Genomic DNA, 17,086 nt, shown 5'->3' with positions numbered 1-17,086 from the left:
TAATCAATGCCTAGAGTTAAAAAAGTTCTGGAATCCCATAACAATAAACTGCACGTGAAAAAAGATGATGTGGTGCTTGTGATCAGCGGGAAAGACAAAGGTAAAAAAGGCCGTGTCATCGCTGCTTATCCTCGTGAAAACCGCGTCCTGGTAGAAGGCGTGAACATGGTGAAGAAACACCAGAAGCCTAACCAGTTGAATCCGCAAGGCGGAATCATCGAGCAGGAAGCTTCGATCCATGTGTCCAACGTAATGCACATTGATCCGAAGAGCGGGAAAGTTACGCGTATCGGCTATAAAGTACTAGATAACGGTAAGAAGGTTCGGGTAGCAAAAAGATCCGGAGAGATTATCGACTAATACAGTCCTAATGAAAGGAGGTAAATCTTCATGGCAGCAAGAATGAAAGAACGTTATCTGAATGAAATTACACCAGCTTTGATGCAGAAGTTTAACTACACAACAGTTATGCAAGTGCCTAAGATCGAGAAGATCGTCATCAACATGGGTGTGGGTGACGCTGTTCAAAACTCCAAAGTGCTTGACGCTGCAGTTAACGATATGCAATTGATTTCTGGTCAAAAGCCGGTAATCACTAAAGCTAAAAAATCCATCGCCGGTTTTAAACTGCGCGAAAACATGCCGATCGGGGTTAAAGTAACATTGCGCGGCGAGCGCATGTACTTCTTCCTGGATAAATTGATCAACGTAACGCTTCCACGCGTTCGTGACTTCCGTGGTGTTTCCAGCAAAGCCTTCGATGGCCGCGGTAACTACACACTGGGTCTTAAAGAGCAATTGATCTTCCCGGAAATCGAGTATGACAAAGTGGATAAGGTTCGCGGTATGGACATCGTTATTGTAACGACTGCTAAGACGGACGAGGAATCCCGTGAGCTGCTGAATCAGCTGGGAATGCCTTTCACGAAATAAGAATCATCCATTTCTCCGAAAATGTTTAGGAGGTGTCAGTCTAAGTGGCAAAGACTTCAATGAAAGTTAAACAACAGCGCGAGCCTAAGTTCAAAGTACGTGCATACACACGTTGCGAGCGTTGTGGTCGTCCACATTCGGTACTGCAGAAGTTCAAAATTTGCAGAATTTGTTTCCGTGAATTAGCTTATAAAGGCCAGATTCCTGGCGTGAAAAAAGCAAGTTGGTAAGAAGTTTATAAACGGGAAGGAGGTTTACACACATGACTATGTCTGATCCTATTGCAGATATGCTTACTCGTATTCGTAACGCCAACACTGTGCGTCACGAGACAGTAGAAATGCCTGCTTCTACTATGAAAAAACAAATCGCGGACATCTTGAAGCGTGAGGGCTTCATCCGTGATGCTGAATTCGTTGAAGATAGCAAACAAGGGATTATCCGTATTTTCCTGAAATACGGCCCGAACCAGGAGCGCGTTATCTCCGGTCTGAAAAGAATCAGTAAACCAGGTCTTCGCGTATACACGAAGAGCAATGAAGTGCCTCGTGTACTCGGTGGCCTTGGAATCGCGATTATCTCCACATCTAAGGGAGTTATGACCGACAAAGAAGCTCGTCAATCTAAATCCGGCGGAGAAGTTGTCTGCTACATTTGGTAATAAACGTCACAAGATAAGGAGGTGCAACACATGTCTCGTATTGGTCGCAAACCAATCGCAGTACCTAGCGGTGTAGATGTCACTTTGGACAACGCCGTTATTACAGTAAAAGGTCCTAAAGGCACTTTGACTCGTGAGCTTCATAAAGACATGAAGATTACAGTTGAAAATAACGAAATCACTGTTGTTCGCCCGTCGGACAACAAATTGCATCGTTCACTTCACGGCACAACCCGCTCCGTTGTCAACAACATGGTGAGTGGTGTGACTGAAGGTTTCTCGAAATCTCTGGAGCTGGTTGGGGTCGGATATCGTGCAAGCAAATCCGGAGATAAAATCGTACTGAACGTTGGTTACTCCCATCCGGTTGAAATCACACCGGAAGCTGGAATCGAGTTCGATGTTCCTGCGAACACGAAGATCATCGTTAGAGGTATTGACAAAGAACGCGTTGGCGCTTATGCTGCCAAAATCCGTTCCGTACGTGAACCTGAACCATACAAAGGTAAAGGTATCAAATATGAAGGCGAGCGTATCATCCGCAAGGAAGGTAAAGCTGGTAAGAAGAAATAACCAGCTCTACCTTAATTGTAAGATACCCCGTGCATCTTAAAGTGAAGCTGTTTACGGCAAACTGAAGGGAGTGAAAGGGAAGTCATGATTACAAAAGAGGATAAAAACAAGGCTCGTCTCAAGAGACACCTGCGTGTTCGTAAGAAGATCCAGGGTACTACTGAGCGTCCACGTTTGAATGTGTTCCGTTCTGCGAAACACATCTACGCTCAACTGATTGATGATGTGACAGGCGTAACTATCGTTTCTGCCTCCACACTGGATAAAGAATTGAGTGCTACAATCGGAAATGGCGGCAGCGTTGAAGCTGCAAGCAAAGTGGGTCAATTGATCGCTGAGCGTGCCAAAGAAAAGGGTTATGCTGTGGTTGTATTTGACCGCGGTGGATACTTGTACCATGGACGGATTCAGGCTCTGGCTAGCGCAGCTCGCGAAGCTGGTCTTGAATTCTAGAATATTTCTAAAAGGAGGTTAACGACTTGCGTGTAGATCCGAACAGTTTAGAACTGACAGAAAGAGTTGTACACATCAACCGTGTTGCAAAAGTTGTAAAAGGCGGACGCCGTTTCAGCTTTAGTGCACTTGTTGTTGTGGGCGACGGCAACGGCTACGTTGGTGCTGGTATCGGTAAAGCCGGCGAAGTTCCGGATGCCATCCGTAAAGGCATTGAAGACGCCAAGAAAAACCTGATCCACATTCCAATCGTAGGAACTTCGATTCCTCACCTGGTTACTGGACATTTCGGCGCAGGACGCGTTCTGCTGAAACCAGCATCCGAAGGTACCGGCGTTATCGCTGGTGGACCGGTTCGTGCGGTGCTTGAATTGGCAGGCGTTGGCGACATCTTGACAAAATCTTTGGGTTCTTCGAATTCCATGAATATGGTCAATGCTACTTTAGAGGGTCTTTCCCGTCTGAAACGCATTGAAGAGGTCGCGAAGCTTCGCGGCAAATCTGTCGAAGAATTACGCGGTTAAGGAGGGGAACGTCAATGGCTAAATTGCAAATTACCCTCGTACGCAGTGTAATTGGACGTCCAGAAACACAACGTGTTACTGTTAAGACGCTCGGCCTGCGCAAAACCAACTCGTCCGTGGTTCACAACGACACTCCTGCAATTCGCGGGATGATCAACAAAGTGAGCCACTTGCTGTCCGTTACTGAAATTGAAGGCTAAAAGCCTCGCATAAATTAACAAACATAAGGAGGTGCAAACGATGAAGTTACATGAACTTGCTCCAGCTCCTGGATCACGTAAAGAACGCAACCGCGTTGGTCGTGGACCAAGTAGCGGTAACGGTAAAACTTCGGGCCGTGGTCATAAAGGTCAAAACTCCCGTTCCGGCGGTGGTGTACGTCCAGGCTTCGAGGGTGGACAAAACCCACTCTATCGTCGTCTGCCTAAACGTGGTTTCGTCAATCCTACCCGTAAAGAGTACGCGATTGTGAACCTGGAAGATCTGAATAGCTTTGCAGAAGGAACAGAAGTAACTCCTGAGCTTTTGCTTGAAACTGGTGTTGTCAGCAACACTAAGAGCGGCATCAAGATTCTCGGCAATGGTGAACTGGCTGTTAAATTAACTGTCAAAGCAAATAAGTTCTCTCAATCTGCGGTAGAGAAAATTGAAGCTGCCGGCGGTAAAACCGAGGTGATCTAATGTTCAAGACGCTTAAGAATATATGGCATGTTGAAGATTTGCGCAAAAAGATCCTGTTTACCCTGTTCGTTCTGATCATTTACCGCATCGGTTCGTTTGTACCGGTTCCCGGTGTGAACAAAGAAGTACTGGAATCAACAAATCAGGGCGGAGACGCTTTGATGGGTCTTTTGAACACCTTCTCGGGCGGAGCGCTCAAAAACTTCTCGATTTTTGCGATCAGCATTTACCCGTATATTACAGCATCCATCATCGTTCAATTGCTTTCGATGGATGTTGTCCCTAAGTTTGCCGAATGGGCTAAGCAAGGGGAACACGGGAAAAAGCAGCTGGCGCAAATTACGCGTTACGGCACAGTAGTGCTAGGTTTGATTCAAGCGTTTGCCACATCTATCGGGTTCAACCGGATTTATGGCACTGAGATGATTCCAAATGCAACCTTTGCGGATTACCTGCTTATTGCGATCATATTGACGGCGGGTACATCGTTCTTGATGTGGTTAGGTGAGCAGATCACTGAAAAGGGTATAGGAAACGGGATTTCGATCCTGATTTTTGCGGGAATCGTCGCCGCCTTTCCGGGATATATCACCACTACGGCGCAATCAAGCTTTATCCAGCCGGGTCAGATGTTCCTGAATATTCTTAAAGTCGTTATTGTACTGATCGTGGTTGTTGCTATTATTGTCGGGGTGATCTTTGTTCAACAAGGTATCCGTAAAATCCCGGTACAATATGCCAAACGCGTAGTCGGTAACAAAATGTACGGTGGACAGAATACGCACATTCCGCTTAAAATTAATGCGGCTGGTGTAATTCCTGTTATCTTCGCCGTTTCGCTACTTCAATTCCCGGTCGTTTTATCGAGCTTCTGGTCCACCCATGCTTGGGCTAAATGGGTCTCGGCCAATCTGGATCATACCAAGCCGCTCGGCATGCTGCTGTATGTAGTCATGATCATCGGATTTACGTTCTTCTATACGTTTGTCCAGATGAACCCGCAGCAAATGGCTGACAATATGAAAAAGAATGGTGGATACATTCCAGGTATACGTCCAGGTAAGGCAACTGAGAAGTATCTGACTAGAGTAATGTCGCGTCTGACCATGTCCGGTGCGCTGTTCCTGTCATTAATCTCTGTACTGCCAGTATTATTTGGATCGTTATCCGGGTTACCAAAGCAAGTGCAGATTGGTGGTACGGCACTGCTGATCGTTATCGGTGTTGCACTGGATACCATGAAGCAGATCGAGAGCCAATTGATCAAACGCCATTACAAAGGCTTCATCAATAAATAGGCGATAGGTTCCGGCGAAGTACCTAAGGTTTTAAACTTCCCGGTACCTATTGTGCTGTTTCTTGCTTGGTGGCGAACTTTCGGGGGGAGAAGAGAATCGTGAACATTTTATTCATGGGCCCTCCTGGGGCAGGCAAGGGAACACAAGCCGCTGTTGTTGTGAAGGAACTTGGCATTCCGCATATTTCCACAGGAGATGCCTTCCGCTTGGCAATCAAGCAGGGGACTCCGGTAGGGCTGAAGGCTAAATCTTATATCGATCAAGGCTTGCTTGTACCTGATGATGTGACTATTGGAATCGTCGAAGAACGGCTGCAGCAGTCCGATTGCGAAAAAGGTTTTTTATTGGATGGCTTTCCAAGAACCCTTTCGCAAGCGGAAGCGCTGGGAGAAATCCTCAGCCGGCTTGGCACTTCACTGGATCACGTGGTCAACTTGAATGTGGACCGCGGACTGCTGATGGCGCGTCTTACCGGACGCCGGATCTGTTCAGTTTGCGGAACCTCCTACCATTTAATTTTCAACCCGCCGAAGCAAGATGGCATCTGCGACATTGATGGCGGTGAATTGTATCAGCGTCCGGATGACAACGAAGAGAGCGTAGGCAAGCGTCTGGATGAGTATGATAACAAGACAGCGCCGCTGCTTGCGTTTTATGACGATAAAGGTCTTGTGCGTCAGGTAAACGGAGAAAACGAAATCAATGTCGTTTCTTCTGAAATCGTATCTATGCTGCGGGGTTAATGTAATGATCATTTGCAAATCCGAACAGGAACTTGTCTTTATGAGGGAAGCTGGTCGAATTGTTGCCGAGAGTCACCGTCTAATTGCTGAGGCTATCCAGCCGGGCATTACGACCGGTGAGCTCGACAGAATCGCCGATGGGTACATTCGCAGTCAGGGTGCTGTGCCGTCTTTCAAAGGCTACAACGGTTTTCCTGCCAGCATTTGCGCTTCAGTCAACGAACAATTGGTGCATGGATTTCCTGGGAAACGCAAACTGGTAGAAGGCGACATCGTTACGCTGGATATCGGTGCGGAGTACCGCGGTTATCACGGTGATTCCGCCTGGACTTACGGGGTGGGCAGCATTTCCGAAGAGGCTCAGCGTCTGCTGGATGTCACGGAAGGCTCCCTGTACGCTGGACTGGCGTTAGTCAAACCGGATGTGCGCCTGTTTACAATCTCCCATGCAATCCAAACATACATTGAAGACGCGGGGTTCTCCGTTGTCCGCGAGTATGTTGGTCATGGCATTGGGGCAGAACTGCATGAAGAACCGCAAATTCCGAACTATGGCATAGCGGACCGCGGACCACGACTGAAGCCGGGTATGGTACTCGCCATTGAGCCGATGGTCAACGCCGGAGAACGTTATGTCAGAACACTGGATGATAACTGGACGGTCGTTACGGTAGACGGCTCACTATGTGCTCATTTCGAGCATACAGTAGCAGTTACACCGGACGGCATGGAAATTTTCACAAAACTGAATGCGTAGGTGATCTTCACGTGAATACTGGGAGCAGCCCGCAGATTGGTCAAATCGTGAGAATTCTCAAAGGCAAGGATGCCGGAGAGGCTGCCGTTGTTATCGCAGTTGTGGATAGCAGATTTGTATACATTGCTGACGGGGACAAACGTAAGTTTGACAGCCCAAAGAAGAAGAATATTCAGCACCTGGAGCTCATACCCTTCATCAGCAGTGAGATTGTAGACAGTTTGGAAGAAACCGGCCGGGTCACCAACGGAAAGCTGCGGTTTGCAGTGATGAAGTATGGCCAGCCCGCTGGAAAAAGTGCTAATGAGAAAGGAGACTAACTGTGGCTAAGGAAGACGTCATTGAGGTAGAAGGAACGGTTATTGAGCCGTTGCCTAACGCAACTTTTAAGGTTGAGCTTGAGAACGGTCATCAAATACTTGCCCATGTGTCCGGGAAATTGCGGATGCACTTTATCCGTATCCTAACCGGAGACAAAGTGGTCGTGCAGTTATCGCCTTATGATTTATCAAAAGGCCGTATAACTTACCGTAAATAGATGGGAACTACAACAAAAGTTTTGCTTCGCAAAACTTTGAGGAGGTAATTAACATGAAGGTAAGACCTTCTGTAAAGCCCATTTGCGAAAAATGCAAAGTCATCCGCCGCAAAGGGACTGTTATGGTAATTTGCGAAAATCCGAAACACAAACAAAAACAAGGTTAAGAAGGGGGTGTAGCGTAAAATGGCTCGTATAGCTGGAGTGGATTTGCCACGTGATAAGCGCGTTGAGATCGCCTTGACTTATATTTTCGGAATCGGTAAAACGACTTCCCAGAAAATTCTTAATGAAACAGGCATTGACGTTAACACACGTGTCCGTGATTTGACGGAAGATGAAGTCAGCAAACTGCGTGAAACGATCGACAAAGAGGTTAAGGTTGAAGGTGACCTTCGTCGTGAAATTTCCTTGAATATTAAGCGTCTTACTGAGATCGGCTGTTACCGCGGTGTTCGTCACCGTCGTGGATTGCCTGTTCGCGGTCAACGTACCAAAACCAATGCTCGTACCCGTAAAGGCCCGCGTCGTACTGTAGCAAACAAAAAGAAATAAGAAGAGGTGATAAGAGACAATGGCTAAACCGAAAAAAGTCGTACGTACGAAACGTCGCGACCGGAAAAATATCGAGTCTGGCGTGGCACATATCCGTTCCACGTTCAATAACACTATCGTTACGATCACGGATCCCCACGGAAATGCAATTTCCTGGGCCAGCTCCGGCGGTCAAGGATTCAAAGGTTCCCGTAAATCGACTCCATTTGCAGCGCAAATGGCAGCCGAAACAGCTGCTAAGGCAGCTATGGAACACGGCATGAAGTCCGTTGAAGTTATGGTTAAAGGACCGGGCGCGGGCCGCGAAGCAGCCATCCGTTCCCTTCAGGCCGCTGGTCTTGAAGTAAACCTCATTAAAGACGTTACTCCGGTTCCTCACAATGGATGCCGTCCGCCGAAGCGTCGCCGCGTTTAGTACAATCAGAATTGTGATTGTGGTATAATTCTGACGCATCTGCTAATAATAGGTGTTTAGGCATACTACATGATACACCTGATGGGGTGACTGTTTCATATAGGAGCGACGTTTGAAGGAGGGGTACACTCGTGATAGAAATCGAAAAGCCGAAGATTGAGACCGTAGAAGCCAATGATGATGGGACCTATGGGAAATTCGTAGTTGAACCGCTGGAACGTGGATATGGCACGACTCTGGGGAACTCGCTTCGCCGGATTCTGCTTTCCTCCCTTCCGGGAGCCGCAGTGACTTCGGTCCAAATTGACGGCGTTCTGCATGAGTTCTCGACCGTTCCCGGCGTAATGGAAGATGTGACGGAAATCATTCTGAACCTTAAAGCTCTTTCTCTGAAGATCCATTCAGACGAAGAGAAAGTGTTCGAGATTGATGCTGAAGGAGAAGGCATCGTTACCGCAGGTGATATCCGTGCGGACAGCGATGTTGAGATCCTGAACCCGGATCTTCATATTGCAACGCTGGGACCTGGCGCGAGACTGCACATGCGCATTTTTGCAGGCCGTGGTCGCGGCTACGTCCAAGCGGACCGGAACAAACGCGACGATCAGCCAATTGGTGTAATTCCAGTTGACTCTATCTACACTCCTATTTCACGTGTGAATTACGGTATTGATAATACCCGTGTTGGTCAAGTGACTAACTACGACAAGTTGACGCTGGAAATTTGGACAGATGGCAGTATCCGACCGGAAGAAGCCGTTAGCCTTGGAGCCAAAATTTTGAACGAGCACCTCGTTCTGTTCGTAGGTCTTACGGATGAAGCGAAAGACGCCGAAATTATGGTTGAAAAAGAAGAAGACAAAAAAGAAAAAGTACTTGAGATGACGATCGAGGAGCTTGATCTTTCTGTCCGTTCCTACAACTGCCTCAAACGTGCCGGTATTAATACCGTGCAAGAGCTGACTACGAAAACTGAAGAAGATATGATGAAGGTTCGTAACCTGGGCCGCAAGTCTTTGGAAGAGGTTCAAGAGAAGCTAGAGGAACTTGGTTTGGGACTTCGTACAGAAGAATAGTATCCCGGGGTTCTTGAGACTTGAGTGAAGGAGGGAAAACAAATGGCATACCAAAAATTGGGCCGTGATTCCAGCGCGCGTAAAGCTTTGTTCCGCGATATGGTAACGGATCTGTTCCTATACGAACGTATTCAGACAACAGAAGCCAAAGCGAAGGAAGTTCGTTCCATCGCTGAGAAACTGATCACTAAAGCGAAAAAGGGCGATCTTCATGCTCGCCGTCAAGTAGCTGCATTTGTTCGTCGTGAGACTGTAGATGGTGAACAAGATGCAATCCAAAAATTGTTCTCTGACATTGCTCCACGTTACACAGAGCGTCCAGGCGGATACACTCGTATCCTGAAGCTGGGACCTCGCCGTGGCGATGCTGCGCCTATGGTTTATCTTGAACTGGTAGACCGCGCGTAGTTTCACAAGCCATGATTTCCGGACGTACGCTTTACGTATTTAACGTTATTGTACTGCAGGGCATATTACCCTGCCGTGCAAATAACCGCGGGAATCACCTTGTATAGAGTAGAAGGAGCTCCCGCCGGGGCTCTTTTTTTTGAAAATATAAGAATGTGTATGTTTGACGCTATACATTATCCTTCTATTTCTCGCCGAAACGGTACCGTCCTTTAAAAGGACGGCAAAGCCGTTTCCACTTGGAGTAAATTAAGTATATGGACCAACAGGAGAATGAAATGCGCAATCTATTGATGAAAGTCAATTATGACGGCACCCATTATGATGGCTTTCAGACCCAGCCTCAGGGCAATACGATTCAGGACAAGCTGGAGCATGCTATTCTCCATCTGACCGGTGAGACGCTCAAAATCACGGGCTCAGGACGGACTGATGCAGGGGTGCACGCTTATGGCCAACCTTTTAACTTCATAACCTCCTCCCAGATTCCGCTGGAGCGCTGGTGTCTGGCTCTGAATGCCAGGCTTCCGCAGGATATCGTGGTTACTGAGGCTGCCGAGGTACCGCTCTCGTTCCACTCCCGCAGAGGGGCGAAGCGTAAAACCTACCGGTACACGATTAACGGCAACCGGTTCCCGGACCCGTTCCAGCGGCGCTGGCAGCATCATCATCCGATGAAGCTGAATATTCCTGCGATGGAGCTGGGGTTAGGTGCGCTGCTTGGCACCCATGACTACACCTCGTTTGCCTCAAGAAAGTCTACCAAGACTTCGCACGTGCGGACGATATACGAGGCTTATCTTGAGGTGGACCGCAGCATGTGCCGTCCGGGCTCTTCTGACCAGGGAGTAATCCATACCTATATCACAGGCAGTGGCTTTCTGCAGCATATGGTACGCATTATTATGGGGACGCTGATGCAGGTGGGGCAAGGTAAAATCAGCGCAGATAGAATGCCTGCAATTCTTGCGGCTTGTGATCGTGCAGCGGCGGGACCTACGGCTGTGTCTAAGGGGCTGGCACTCTGGAGTGTGGAATATGACGAGATTGAGGGCTAAACGGCCGGTTCTATTTTTATCATAAAAATAGTTGCTGAATGTTTAAAAATCACTTGCGCTTGTCATGTTTATACTGTAATATAAAAGTTGTGTTTTCTTGATGGCTATCCCACAGCCCCGATCAAGGAAATGCCAACAAATTAGTTTTTTAACTCACAAAATTGTAATCCAATCGCGAAACAAGATATACGAAACAGATGATTTTCGTACGAGAACAAGGAGGAAACATTCATGCGTACCACCTACATGGCGAAGCCGAACGAAGTTGAACGCAATTGGCACATCATTGATGCCGAAGGCAAAACACTTGGCCGTTTGGCAAGCGAAGCCGCTGCCCTGATCCGCGGCAAACACAAACCGCAATTCACTCCACATGTTGATACTGGAGATTTCGTAATTGTTATCAACGCTGAGAAGATTCACCTCACAGGTAAGAAAATGCAAAACAAGAAATACTACCGTCACTCGATGCACCCAGGTGGCTTGAAGGTTACCGTTGCGGAAGAACTGCTCAAGACCAAACCTGAGCGTATGATTGAATTCGCAGTTCATGGTATGATTCCTAAGACTCGTCAAGGAAATCACATGAAGCTGAGACTCAAAGTATATGCAGGCGTTGAACATCCACATGCAGCACAAAAACCTGAAGTTTACGAACTTCGCGGATAAGAATAAAGGAGGACAGTTTCATGGCACAAGTACAATACTATGGGACAGGTCGTCGTAAACATTCGGTAGCACGTGTTCGCCTTGTACCGGGTGAAGGACGCATTGTCATTAACAAACGTGAGATGGACGAATATTTCGGTGTTGAAACACTGAAAATGATCGTAAGACAACCTTTGAACCTGACTGAAACTCTGGGCAGCTACGATGTAATCGTACTTGCACATGGTGGCGGCATTTCCGGTCAAGCTGGCGCAATCCGTCACGGGATCTCCCGTGCATTGCTCAAAGTAGACCCTGAATATCGCGGTACGCTGAAGAAAGCCGGCTTCCTGACTCGTGACCCACGTATGAAGGAACGTAAGAAATACGGCCTCAAAGCTGCTCGTCGCGCTCCACAGTTCTCGAAACGTTAAGATTCCCTTGTTATCAAGGAATTCAAGCTCCTGGCCTTTATGGCTGGGAGCTTTTGTTTTTTATCACAGAAATCTTCGTACTGTACTTTGATCCGCTTCAAGAATCTGTTCTATATCCCTCATCTGCAATACGAAATTCCTTTTGGACCAACCATACCGATACACCAGCTGGTGAAGTTGTAAGGTAAGTTCTCCATCAAAACAGATCAAGTCCCCCCTCGATGCAGATTCAAGCTCAAGGTTCTTCAATGCATCCAGCTCTATTTCCTCAAACCTTTCTTCCACAGGTACAATCCATTCATGCTGAGTGGACAAAGTATTGTGATCAAGACAGACAATAAGCTGATCAGGACCATCCAAGGTGCTGTGGGGATCATAATATGCAAAGATTACAGGTTTATCTATAACTTGTTGAATCTCTGGTTTCTGTTGGACAGAATCAAATGATTTATATTCCTCATACTCTCCAGGCAACATTTCACCCTCATACTCACGGCGTAAAATTTGATCGAACCGTATTTTTGCCATATCTCTGGATACCCCAAATATCTTGCAAATCTGCTGGATGGCTATATTGTAATCTGCAGATAAATTATTGGGCTGAATCATGAAAAAGGGCATGGTGGCATAAAGGACAAACTTCTCAGCATCCTCTTCTTGTGCTTTGATAAAGGGAACAGGAAGCACCATTTGATTCCCGGCATGCCTCAGCATGTGGCATAGTTCATGCAGAAAATCAAATCGCTGTTTCATTGGTGTAGAACGGTTGTTCAATAATATACAACGCAGACCTGATAAAGACTCGTATGCACGGCTTTGAACAGGAGCGTAATCTACATGGATATTTAACTCGGCGGAAAGCCTGGAAATCGTGATGTCTTCCGGTTGGAGAATAGAATGACTTATATAGAGGTTTTCTACGAAATTCTCCAAATGCGTTTTTTTATAATGAATAAACATATGAAACCTCCATAATAGGAATATACGTTCGCATCTATGGGTATGAGGAATCAGCCCGTTGGCTGAAACCACGATGTTTGCTGACATTGAATTAGTTGTCTGAAGACTCTGTTTTTTTCTTCTCAAGATCTTTAATAAATTGCCAAAAGGTTAACATTTCCCGTTTGCGTTCTTCTGGTGCATCGAGGTAATCCTTGAAGAACAGTCCATGCTCGGGATTGCTTAAGAAGGCCTCGAATTCAGATAGCTCAGCCATTGGAGAAGCACCCTCTACTTCACTAGAGCCAAAGGCCAAACGCTCCAACTCTTCAGTGGTTATGCCCAGTGCACGACAAACCTTAAGGACATTATCCACAGAAGCCCCTCCTACACCGCGCATTAGGATGGATCTCAGCGTTGTATAAGGAATCCCCGCTTTTTCTGAAAAAGCCTTTGTGTTCAGGCCGGTTTCTTCAATTAACTTCTTTAAGACTTCAGCCCGCTGCACATGTAGCCCCTCCCTATAATTCTTGGTATATACGCTACTTCGTATTGTTTATCCTCATTGTAAAGTCTTTATTGTCCATTGTAAATATGCATTTTCGTATTTATTCTTATTTAAGGCTTGACGTAGTGCGAAATTGAGCATATTATAATTAAAAAATACGAAATTGAGTATCACATTTGAAGATTATATAAGAAAGGGGAATTAAGATGAGCACTATTGAGCAGGAGGACAGGGTATTCATAAATTCTGATTTATTACAAAGAATGCTACCGGAATATCAGATTTCATTAAAACGTGTAGAGCAGATATACAGAGCTGCGGGCGAAGATGATAAAAGGATAATCGCCGGAATGGTGAGTGACTGTAAATATGTGATTGATTGGCTGAGCAATGGCCGGCGGCCGGGAAACAAGCGGGGAATTGAACGCCGTGCGGGTTATGAGCGGGAAATTCTTTTAGAGCCATTTCGTATGCAGAACTTCACCTGCGACTTCAATGCAATCCCTTCACAAGGACTCACAGAGGATGAACAACATCAACTGGATTATATCTTGGGACTGTTAAGCAGAAGAGAGCGGGAATGTTATATGCTGGCTAACGGCGAAGGGTTCTCGCATGTTGCTATTGCTGGAATGCTCATGATTTCGGCTGGCAGTGTCAGTGAGTATATCCAGCGGGCGCAAAAAAAGATCAGCTCCGTAATGGAGGAGTATAGATCCCTTATCTGACAAAGTAAGCTTTTTATAAATAATTAAATGGGTTTGTCTAGTGAAAGCCCCTAATAAATAGAAGGGAGGTTAACCATCGTAAATAAGGAGGGCGACAATGATGACCATCACGATGTTAATTATGGCAATCCAGAATTTTTTGAAAAAGGAATTAGCTGATGATACGCAACCTGTGCCCCCAGTGCTGCTAGGTTATCTTCTGCCGGATGCCAGTGTAAATCCAGTCTATCCTGTGATTATGATTCGGCCTGCAGAGGGTGAGGGAGATTCAGTTCGCGGGCAAATTCAAATTAAACTTCACTTTGGAACTTCCTCCGAAGATGATACAGGCTTAATTGTTCTGCTTAATCTGATGGAGCGGGTACGTATTCTGCTATTGCGCCAGAGAGTTCTTGAACAGAAATTCAGTTTGGACGCTAGTTGGACATGGAAGCTTGATGAAGAACACCCTTCAGCAATATGGAGGGGCGAACTTACAACAACCTGGGCATTGCCCCAAATTCGACAGGAGGTAGTATTGTGAATTCTATTGAAAATGAAGACCAGCAACAAACTCAGCGGGAGCCGATCCGGATTTATCTGGGGCCTAACCTGCGTGGCGGGCAACTGCTGCAAGCGACCGTATTCCGGTCAGGCATTCCATCTTATTTAACGCCCCTAATGGCTGAACAGCCGGATGTGGCCGAACTGATTGTACCGGTCGAGGAAATGACAACTGTGCAGGAGCGCATTCTTCAAGCGGGTACCGCTGAATATACAGTCTATCAAAGGCTTCTTGGGAAGGGGATTTAATCAATGGCATTTAAACATGGTGTAAGTATTATTGAACAGTCGACTTCGGTTCTGGCTCCGGCTAAAGCAACAAGCGGAATTCCTTTTGCAGTAGGTACAGCTCCGGTTCATCTGGCGACGGCAGCAGTTCCGGTTAATACTCCGGTGCTTGTGAATAGCTATGCGGAAGCAGTTGCTGCTCTGGGATATAGTGAAGACTGGTCACAGTATACGCTGAGCGAATTAGTGTATTCTCATTTTGCCTTGTACGAAAGAGCTCCTATGATCCTGGTCAATGTGCTTGACCCGGCTATCCATAAAACAACGGTTGCTCCAGCAGCGGTAGTTGTCAGTAACCGGTTGGCAACTTTGCAGGCTGAAGGGGTACTACTGCCGACACTGATTGTTAAATCTTCAGATGGTACTTCTACTTATGTATCCGGTAAGGATTACACAGCTGCTTTTGATGAGAATGGACAAGTGTTAGTCACAACTAAGGCTTCTGGTGCAATCGCATCCAGTATTGATCAACTTTCTATTGGATATGACAAGCTGGACCCTGATGCTGTAGAAGCTGAGGATATCATTGGGGGCGTAACCGCTTCGGGTGAATACACCGGTTTTGAACTGGTTCATCAGGCTTACCCGCGTTTCGGGATCCTTCCGGATCTGCTGCTGGCCCCGGGCTGGTCGCATTTGCCTGAGGTTGCTGCAGTGATGAAGGCGAAGGCCGGAAATATTAACGGGAATTTCAAGGCGATTGCCCTGACGGATATTGATCCATCCCGATCTTATACAGATGCCGGTACTTGGAAAGCCAACAATAGCTACACGGATGCTCTACAAATTGCCGCCTATCCGATGCTGACGCTTGGGGATAAAAAATATCATTTCTCCACTCAGCTTGCCGGCCTTATTGCCGCGGCGGATGCCGATAATGGCGGTATCCCTTTTGTATCGCCTTCTAATAAGCCTCTACAGGCGGATGGCACTGCATTATCCGATGGGACAAGCCAATTCCTCGGAATTGATCAGGCCAGCTACCTGAACAGTGCAGGCATTGTAACCGCACTTAACCTGGGAACGAGCGGCTGGAAAAGCTGGGGGAACAACACCGCTGCATATCCGGGCGTAACCGATCCTAAAGACAGCTTTATTCCGGTCCGCCGGATGTTCAACTGGATTGGCAACAGTCTGATTCTGACTTACATGCAGAAGGTGGATGACCCGATGAACAAGCGGCTGGTAGCAGCGGTTACGGACTCCGTTAACATTTGGCTGAATGGCCTGACGGCATCAGGAGCACTGCTGGGCGGACGGGTAGAGTTCAATGAATCCGAGAATCCGGTGACAGATCTGATGGCGGGCAAGATTACCTTCCATCTGCATCTTACTCCGCCTGGACCGGCACAGGAGATTTCATTCCTGCTTGAATACGACACAACATATTTAGCTGCGCTGGTAGCGTAGAAGGAGGAACAATAATGCCAAACAGATCAGAACGGGTTATTGATTATTCGGTGTATTTGAATGCCGTCGATTACTTGGGAACAGCAACCGCGACTTTGCCTGAAATTACTTACCTGGTAGATACCATCAAAGGGGGCGGGATTGCCGGAGAAATGGCGGCGCCATCCCCAGGGTACACGGGAGCGATGAGTCTGGCGCTTAAATGGCGCACGATTGAGAGTGCAGCAGCCTCTCTGCTGGCACCGAAGGTCCACACGCTGGATCTGCGTGCTTCCATTCAGACCTTCGATACCGCGACAAGTGAATACCGCGAGGTGCCGTTTAAGGTTACTGTTCGGGCGAGACCGCTCGGCTTGACACTCGGTAATCTGGAGACTGGAGCCGCAATGGATACTACCAACAACTTCTCGGTTAACTATTTGAAGGTCACCCTGGATGGTGTCCAGGTACTGGAAATTGATAAGTATAACTACATTCATAAAGTATATGAAGTGGATTACCTTGCCGCTACCAAACAGAATCTTGGTCTATAAGGAGAGTGCACGATGGGAACAAAAGAACTGGAGGAGACCGGAGCGGAAGTATACACTTTCGCCCGGCCTGTCAACTTTGAGGGCGATACGTTTGAGAGCCTGAGTATTGATTTTGACAAATTAACCGGTGAGGACATCCTTACCTGTGACCGGCAATATCAGATGGAGTCTGCCCGTCAATCCGGCGGGGAATTGATTAAGGAGACCAATAAAGCCTATCAGGCTTATATTGTGGCCAAGGCTGCTGGTGTCCATGTGGGGCTGATCAAAGCTCTGCCCGCTAAGGATTTCACAAAACTTACCTTACAGGCACAAAGTTTTTTGCTGCTGTAGGCTGCGGAGACGGCGATGGGATCAAAGACATCGCCGTCTCTTTGGCCAT

Annotated in this window: 30 protein-coding genes; 28 read left to right on the top strand and 2 right to left on the bottom strand. The window is 47.1% G+C overall.

The window, feature by feature from the left end:
* The first annotated feature begins 6 nt into the window (after positions 1-6).
* The 22 genes from rplX (at position 7) to rpsI (ending at position 11,755) form a co-directional block, all read left to right on the top strand.
* The gene (gene rplX, locus MHH28_RS19085; RefSeq protein ID WP_019908235.1) at positions 7-360 is read left to right on the top strand and encodes a 50S ribosomal protein L24; all 354 of its coding nucleotides are present in this window, start codon (positions 7-9) and stop codon (positions 358-360) included.
* A 30-nt stretch (positions 361-390) separates the two neighbouring features.
* Positions 391-933, top strand: coding sequence for a 50S ribosomal protein L5 (rplE, locus tag MHH28_RS19080; RefSeq protein ID WP_405104564.1), 543 nt, complete (start codon positions 391-393; stop codon positions 931-933).
* A 44-nt stretch (positions 934-977) separates the two neighbouring features.
* Positions 978-1,163 (top strand): type Z 30S ribosomal protein S14, encoded by a 186-nt coding sequence (locus MHH28_RS19075; protein ID WP_036589425.1) that lies wholly within the window; start codon positions 978-980, stop codon positions 1,161-1,163.
* A 32-nt stretch (positions 1,164-1,195) separates the two neighbouring features.
* The gene (rpsH, locus tag MHH28_RS19070) at positions 1,196-1,594 is read left to right on the top strand and encodes a 30S ribosomal protein S8 (RefSeq protein ID WP_019908239.1); all 399 of its coding nucleotides are present in this window, start codon (positions 1,196-1,198) and stop codon (positions 1,592-1,594) included.
* 30 nt (positions 1,595-1,624) lie between these two features.
* On the top strand, positions 1,625-2,167 hold the full coding sequence (gene rplF, locus MHH28_RS19065) for a 50S ribosomal protein L6 (protein ID WP_036721827.1): 543 nt from the start codon (positions 1,625-1,627) through the stop codon (positions 2,165-2,167).
* Positions 2,168-2,251: 84 nt separating this feature from the next.
* Complete coding sequence (rplR, locus tag MHH28_RS19060) at positions 2,252-2,620, top strand: 50S ribosomal protein L18 (protein ID WP_405104563.1); 369 nt, start codon at positions 2,252-2,254, stop codon at positions 2,618-2,620.
* A 26-nt stretch (positions 2,621-2,646) separates the two neighbouring features.
* Entirely contained in the window at positions 2,647-3,144 is a 498-nt protein-coding gene (rpsE, locus tag MHH28_RS19055; protein ID WP_036652980.1) for a 30S ribosomal protein S5, read from the top strand.
* 14 nt (positions 3,145-3,158) lie between these two features.
* Positions 3,159-3,344: a 50S ribosomal protein L30 gene (gene rpmD, locus MHH28_RS19050; RefSeq protein WP_019908243.1), complete on the top strand. Its 186-nt coding sequence runs from the start codon at positions 3,159-3,161 to the stop codon at positions 3,342-3,344.
* Positions 3,345-3,384: 40 nt separating this feature from the next.
* Positions 3,385-3,825: a 50S ribosomal protein L15 gene (gene rplO, locus MHH28_RS19045; RefSeq protein WP_036692409.1), complete on the top strand. Its 441-nt coding sequence runs from the start codon at positions 3,385-3,387 to the stop codon at positions 3,823-3,825.
* Positions 3,825-5,123, top strand: a complete 1,299-nt coding sequence (gene secY / locus MHH28_RS19040; RefSeq protein WP_036721825.1) for a preprotein translocase subunit SecY — start codon at positions 3,825-3,827, stop codon at positions 5,121-5,123. The genes rplO and secY overlap by 1 nt, the downstream gene beginning before the upstream one ends.
* A gap of 98 nt (positions 5,124-5,221) precedes the next feature.
* On the top strand, positions 5,222-5,866 hold the full coding sequence (locus MHH28_RS19035) for an adenylate kinase (RefSeq protein ID WP_405104562.1): 645 nt from the start codon (positions 5,222-5,224) through the stop codon (positions 5,864-5,866).
* 4 nt (positions 5,867-5,870) lie between these two features.
* A complete protein-coding gene (gene map, locus MHH28_RS19030) occupies positions 5,871-6,623 on the top strand; it encodes a type I methionyl aminopeptidase (RefSeq protein WP_405104561.1) in 753 nt (250 codons plus the stop codon).
* 11 nt (positions 6,624-6,634) lie between these two features.
* Entirely contained in the window at positions 6,635-6,943 is a 309-nt protein-coding gene (locus MHH28_RS19025) for a hypothetical protein (RefSeq protein WP_405104560.1), read from the top strand.
* Between the two features lie 2 nt (positions 6,944-6,945).
* A complete protein-coding gene (infA, locus tag MHH28_RS19020) occupies positions 6,946-7,161 on the top strand; it encodes a translation initiation factor IF-1 (protein ID WP_018753971.1) in 216 nt (71 codons plus the stop codon).
* 53 nt (positions 7,162-7,214) lie between these two features.
* Positions 7,215-7,328 carry a 50S ribosomal protein L36 gene (rpmJ, locus tag MHH28_RS19015; RefSeq protein WP_003322638.1) on the top strand — a complete coding sequence of 38 codons (114 nt, stop codon included), beginning with the start codon at positions 7,215-7,217 and terminating at the stop codon, positions 7,326-7,328.
* A 19-nt stretch (positions 7,329-7,347) separates the two neighbouring features.
* Positions 7,348-7,716, top strand: coding sequence for a 30S ribosomal protein S13 (gene rpsM / locus MHH28_RS19010; RefSeq protein WP_036721817.1), 369 nt, complete (start codon positions 7,348-7,350; stop codon positions 7,714-7,716).
* Between the two features lie 19 nt (positions 7,717-7,735).
* Positions 7,736-8,131 carry a 30S ribosomal protein S11 gene (gene rpsK / locus MHH28_RS19005; RefSeq protein WP_020427052.1) on the top strand — a complete coding sequence of 132 codons (396 nt, stop codon included), beginning with the start codon at positions 7,736-7,738 and terminating at the stop codon, positions 8,129-8,131.
* A gap of 131 nt (positions 8,132-8,262) precedes the next feature.
* Complete coding sequence (locus tag MHH28_RS19000) at positions 8,263-9,207, top strand: DNA-directed RNA polymerase subunit alpha (RefSeq protein WP_036692422.1); 945 nt, start codon at positions 8,263-8,265, stop codon at positions 9,205-9,207.
* A 42-nt stretch (positions 9,208-9,249) separates the two neighbouring features.
* Entirely contained in the window at positions 9,250-9,615 is a 366-nt protein-coding gene (gene rplQ, locus MHH28_RS18995; RefSeq protein ID WP_019908254.1) for a 50S ribosomal protein L17, read from the top strand.
* Between the two features lie 278 nt (positions 9,616-9,893).
* Complete coding sequence (gene truA, locus MHH28_RS18990) at positions 9,894-10,673, top strand: tRNA pseudouridine(38-40) synthase TruA (RefSeq protein WP_405104559.1); 780 nt, start codon at positions 9,894-9,896, stop codon at positions 10,671-10,673.
* 231 nt (positions 10,674-10,904) lie between these two features.
* Positions 10,905-11,342 (top strand): 50S ribosomal protein L13, encoded by a 438-nt coding sequence (gene rplM, locus MHH28_RS18985; RefSeq protein WP_209878867.1) that lies wholly within the window; start codon positions 10,905-10,907, stop codon positions 11,340-11,342.
* Between the two features lie 20 nt (positions 11,343-11,362).
* The gene (rpsI, locus tag MHH28_RS18980; RefSeq protein ID WP_036692433.1) at positions 11,363-11,755 is read left to right on the top strand and encodes a 30S ribosomal protein S9; all 393 of its coding nucleotides are present in this window, start codon (positions 11,363-11,365) and stop codon (positions 11,753-11,755) included.
* Positions 11,756-11,818: 63 nt separating this feature from the next.
* Here rpsI and MHH28_RS18975 read toward each other — a convergent pair whose 3' ends face one another.
* Positions 11,819-12,715, bottom strand: coding sequence for an ImmA/IrrE family metallo-endopeptidase (locus MHH28_RS18975; protein WP_405104558.1), 897 nt, complete (start codon positions 12,713-12,715; stop codon positions 11,819-11,821).
* A gap of 91 nt (positions 12,716-12,806) precedes the next feature.
* The gene (locus tag MHH28_RS18970; RefSeq protein WP_405104557.1) at positions 12,807-13,202 is read right to left on the bottom strand and encodes a helix-turn-helix domain-containing protein; all 396 of its coding nucleotides are present in this window, start codon (positions 13,200-13,202) and stop codon (positions 12,807-12,809) included.
* 206 nt (positions 13,203-13,408) lie between these two features.
* On the opposite strand from MHH28_RS18970, the gene MHH28_RS18965 reads away from it, so the two are divergent.
* From MHH28_RS18965 to MHH28_RS18940, 6 genes are all read left to right on the top strand, one after another.
* The gene (locus tag MHH28_RS18965) at positions 13,409-13,930 is read left to right on the top strand and encodes a sigma factor-like helix-turn-helix DNA-binding protein (RefSeq protein WP_405104556.1); all 522 of its coding nucleotides are present in this window, start codon (positions 13,409-13,411) and stop codon (positions 13,928-13,930) included.
* Positions 13,931-14,027: 97 nt separating this feature from the next.
* A complete protein-coding gene (locus MHH28_RS18960; RefSeq protein ID WP_405104555.1) occupies positions 14,028-14,453 on the top strand; it encodes a hypothetical protein in 426 nt (141 codons plus the stop codon).
* Entirely contained in the window at positions 14,450-14,722 is a 273-nt protein-coding gene (locus MHH28_RS18955; protein ID WP_405104554.1) for a hypothetical protein, read from the top strand. The genes MHH28_RS18960 and MHH28_RS18955 overlap by 4 nt, the downstream gene beginning before the upstream one ends.
* Before the next feature lie 3 nt (positions 14,723-14,725).
* A complete protein-coding gene (locus MHH28_RS18950; RefSeq protein WP_405104553.1) occupies positions 14,726-16,171 on the top strand; it encodes a phage tail sheath family protein in 1,446 nt (481 codons plus the stop codon).
* A gap of 14 nt (positions 16,172-16,185) precedes the next feature.
* Positions 16,186-16,704: a phage major tail tube protein gene (locus MHH28_RS18945; protein ID WP_405104552.1), complete on the top strand. Its 519-nt coding sequence runs from the start codon at positions 16,186-16,188 to the stop codon at positions 16,702-16,704.
* Between the two features lie 12 nt (positions 16,705-16,716).
* The gene (locus MHH28_RS18940) at positions 16,717-17,037 is read left to right on the top strand and encodes a phage tail assembly protein (RefSeq protein WP_405104551.1); all 321 of its coding nucleotides are present in this window, start codon (positions 16,717-16,719) and stop codon (positions 17,035-17,037) included.
* Positions 17,038-17,086: the final 49 nt, after the last annotated feature.

The organism is Paenibacillus sp. FSL K6-1217 (genome assembly GCF_045040735.1).
Classification (GTDB): domain Bacteria; phylum Bacillota; class Bacilli; order Paenibacillales; family Paenibacillaceae; genus Paenibacillus_AQ.
This window is presented reverse-complemented; position numbering and strand designations above follow the sequence as displayed.

Bases quoted from the DNA above. Each gene is read 5' to 3' on its own strand.
- secY (WP_036721825.1), top strand. From the start codon at position 3,825: ATGTTCAAGACGCTTAAGAATATATGGCATGTTGAAGATTTGCGCAAA.
- rpmD (WP_019908243.1), top strand. From the start codon at position 3,159: ATGGCTAAATTGCAAATTACCCTCGTACGCAGTGTAATTGGACGTCCA.
- rpsM (WP_036721817.1), top strand. From the start codon at position 7,348: ATGGCTCGTATAGCTGGAGTGGATTTGCCACGTGATAAGCGCGTTGAG.
- map (WP_405104561.1), top strand. From the start codon at position 5,871: ATGATCATTTGCAAATCCGAACAGGAACTTGTCTTTATGAGGGAAGCT.
- rplM (WP_209878867.1), top strand. From the start codon at position 10,905: ATGCGTACCACCTACATGGCGAAGCCGAACGAAGTTGAACGCAATTGG.
- rplE (WP_405104564.1), top strand. From the start codon at position 391: ATGGCAGCAAGAATGAAAGAACGTTATCTGAATGAAATTACACCAGCT.
- MHH28_RS18975 (WP_405104558.1), bottom strand. From the start codon at position 12,715: ATGTTTATTCATTATAAAAAAACGCATTTGGAGAATTTCGTAGAAAAC.
- MHH28_RS18960 (WP_405104555.1), top strand. From the start codon at position 14,028: ATGATGACCATCACGATGTTAATTATGGCAATCCAGAATTTTTTGAAA.
- rplR (WP_405104563.1), top strand. From the start codon at position 2,252: ATGATTACAAAAGAGGATAAAAACAAGGCTCGTCTCAAGAGACACCTG.
- rpmJ (WP_003322638.1), top strand. From the start codon at position 7,215: ATGAAGGTAAGACCTTCTGTAAAGCCCATTTGCGAAAAATGCAAAGTC.
- rplX (WP_019908235.1), top strand. From the start codon at position 7: ATGCCTAGAGTTAAAAAAGTTCTGGAATCCCATAACAATAAACTGCAC.
- rpsI (WP_036692433.1), top strand. From the start codon at position 11,363: ATGGCACAAGTACAATACTATGGGACAGGTCGTCGTAAACATTCGGTA.
- truA (WP_405104559.1), top strand. From the start codon at position 9,894: ATGCGCAATCTATTGATGAAAGTCAATTATGACGGCACCCATTATGAT.
- rpsK (WP_020427052.1), top strand. From the start codon at position 7,736: ATGGCTAAACCGAAAAAAGTCGTACGTACGAAACGTCGCGACCGGAAA.
- rplQ (WP_019908254.1), top strand. From the start codon at position 9,250: ATGGCATACCAAAAATTGGGCCGTGATTCCAGCGCGCGTAAAGCTTTG.
- rplO (WP_036692409.1), top strand. From the start codon at position 3,385: ATGAAGTTACATGAACTTGCTCCAGCTCCTGGATCACGTAAAGAACGC.
- MHH28_RS18945 (WP_405104552.1), top strand. From the start codon at position 16,186: ATGCCAAACAGATCAGAACGGGTTATTGATTATTCGGTGTATTTGAAT.
- MHH28_RS18965 (WP_405104556.1), top strand. From the start codon at position 13,409: ATGAGCACTATTGAGCAGGAGGACAGGGTATTCATAAATTCTGATTTA.
- rpsH (WP_019908239.1), top strand. From the start codon at position 1,196: ATGACTATGTCTGATCCTATTGCAGATATGCTTACTCGTATTCGTAAC.
- MHH28_RS18940 (WP_405104551.1), top strand. From the start codon at position 16,717: ATGGGAACAAAAGAACTGGAGGAGACCGGAGCGGAAGTATACACTTTC.
- rplF (WP_036721827.1), top strand. From the start codon at position 1,625: ATGTCTCGTATTGGTCGCAAACCAATCGCAGTACCTAGCGGTGTAGAT.
- MHH28_RS18950 (WP_405104553.1), top strand. From the start codon at position 14,726: ATGGCATTTAAACATGGTGTAAGTATTATTGAACAGTCGACTTCGGTT.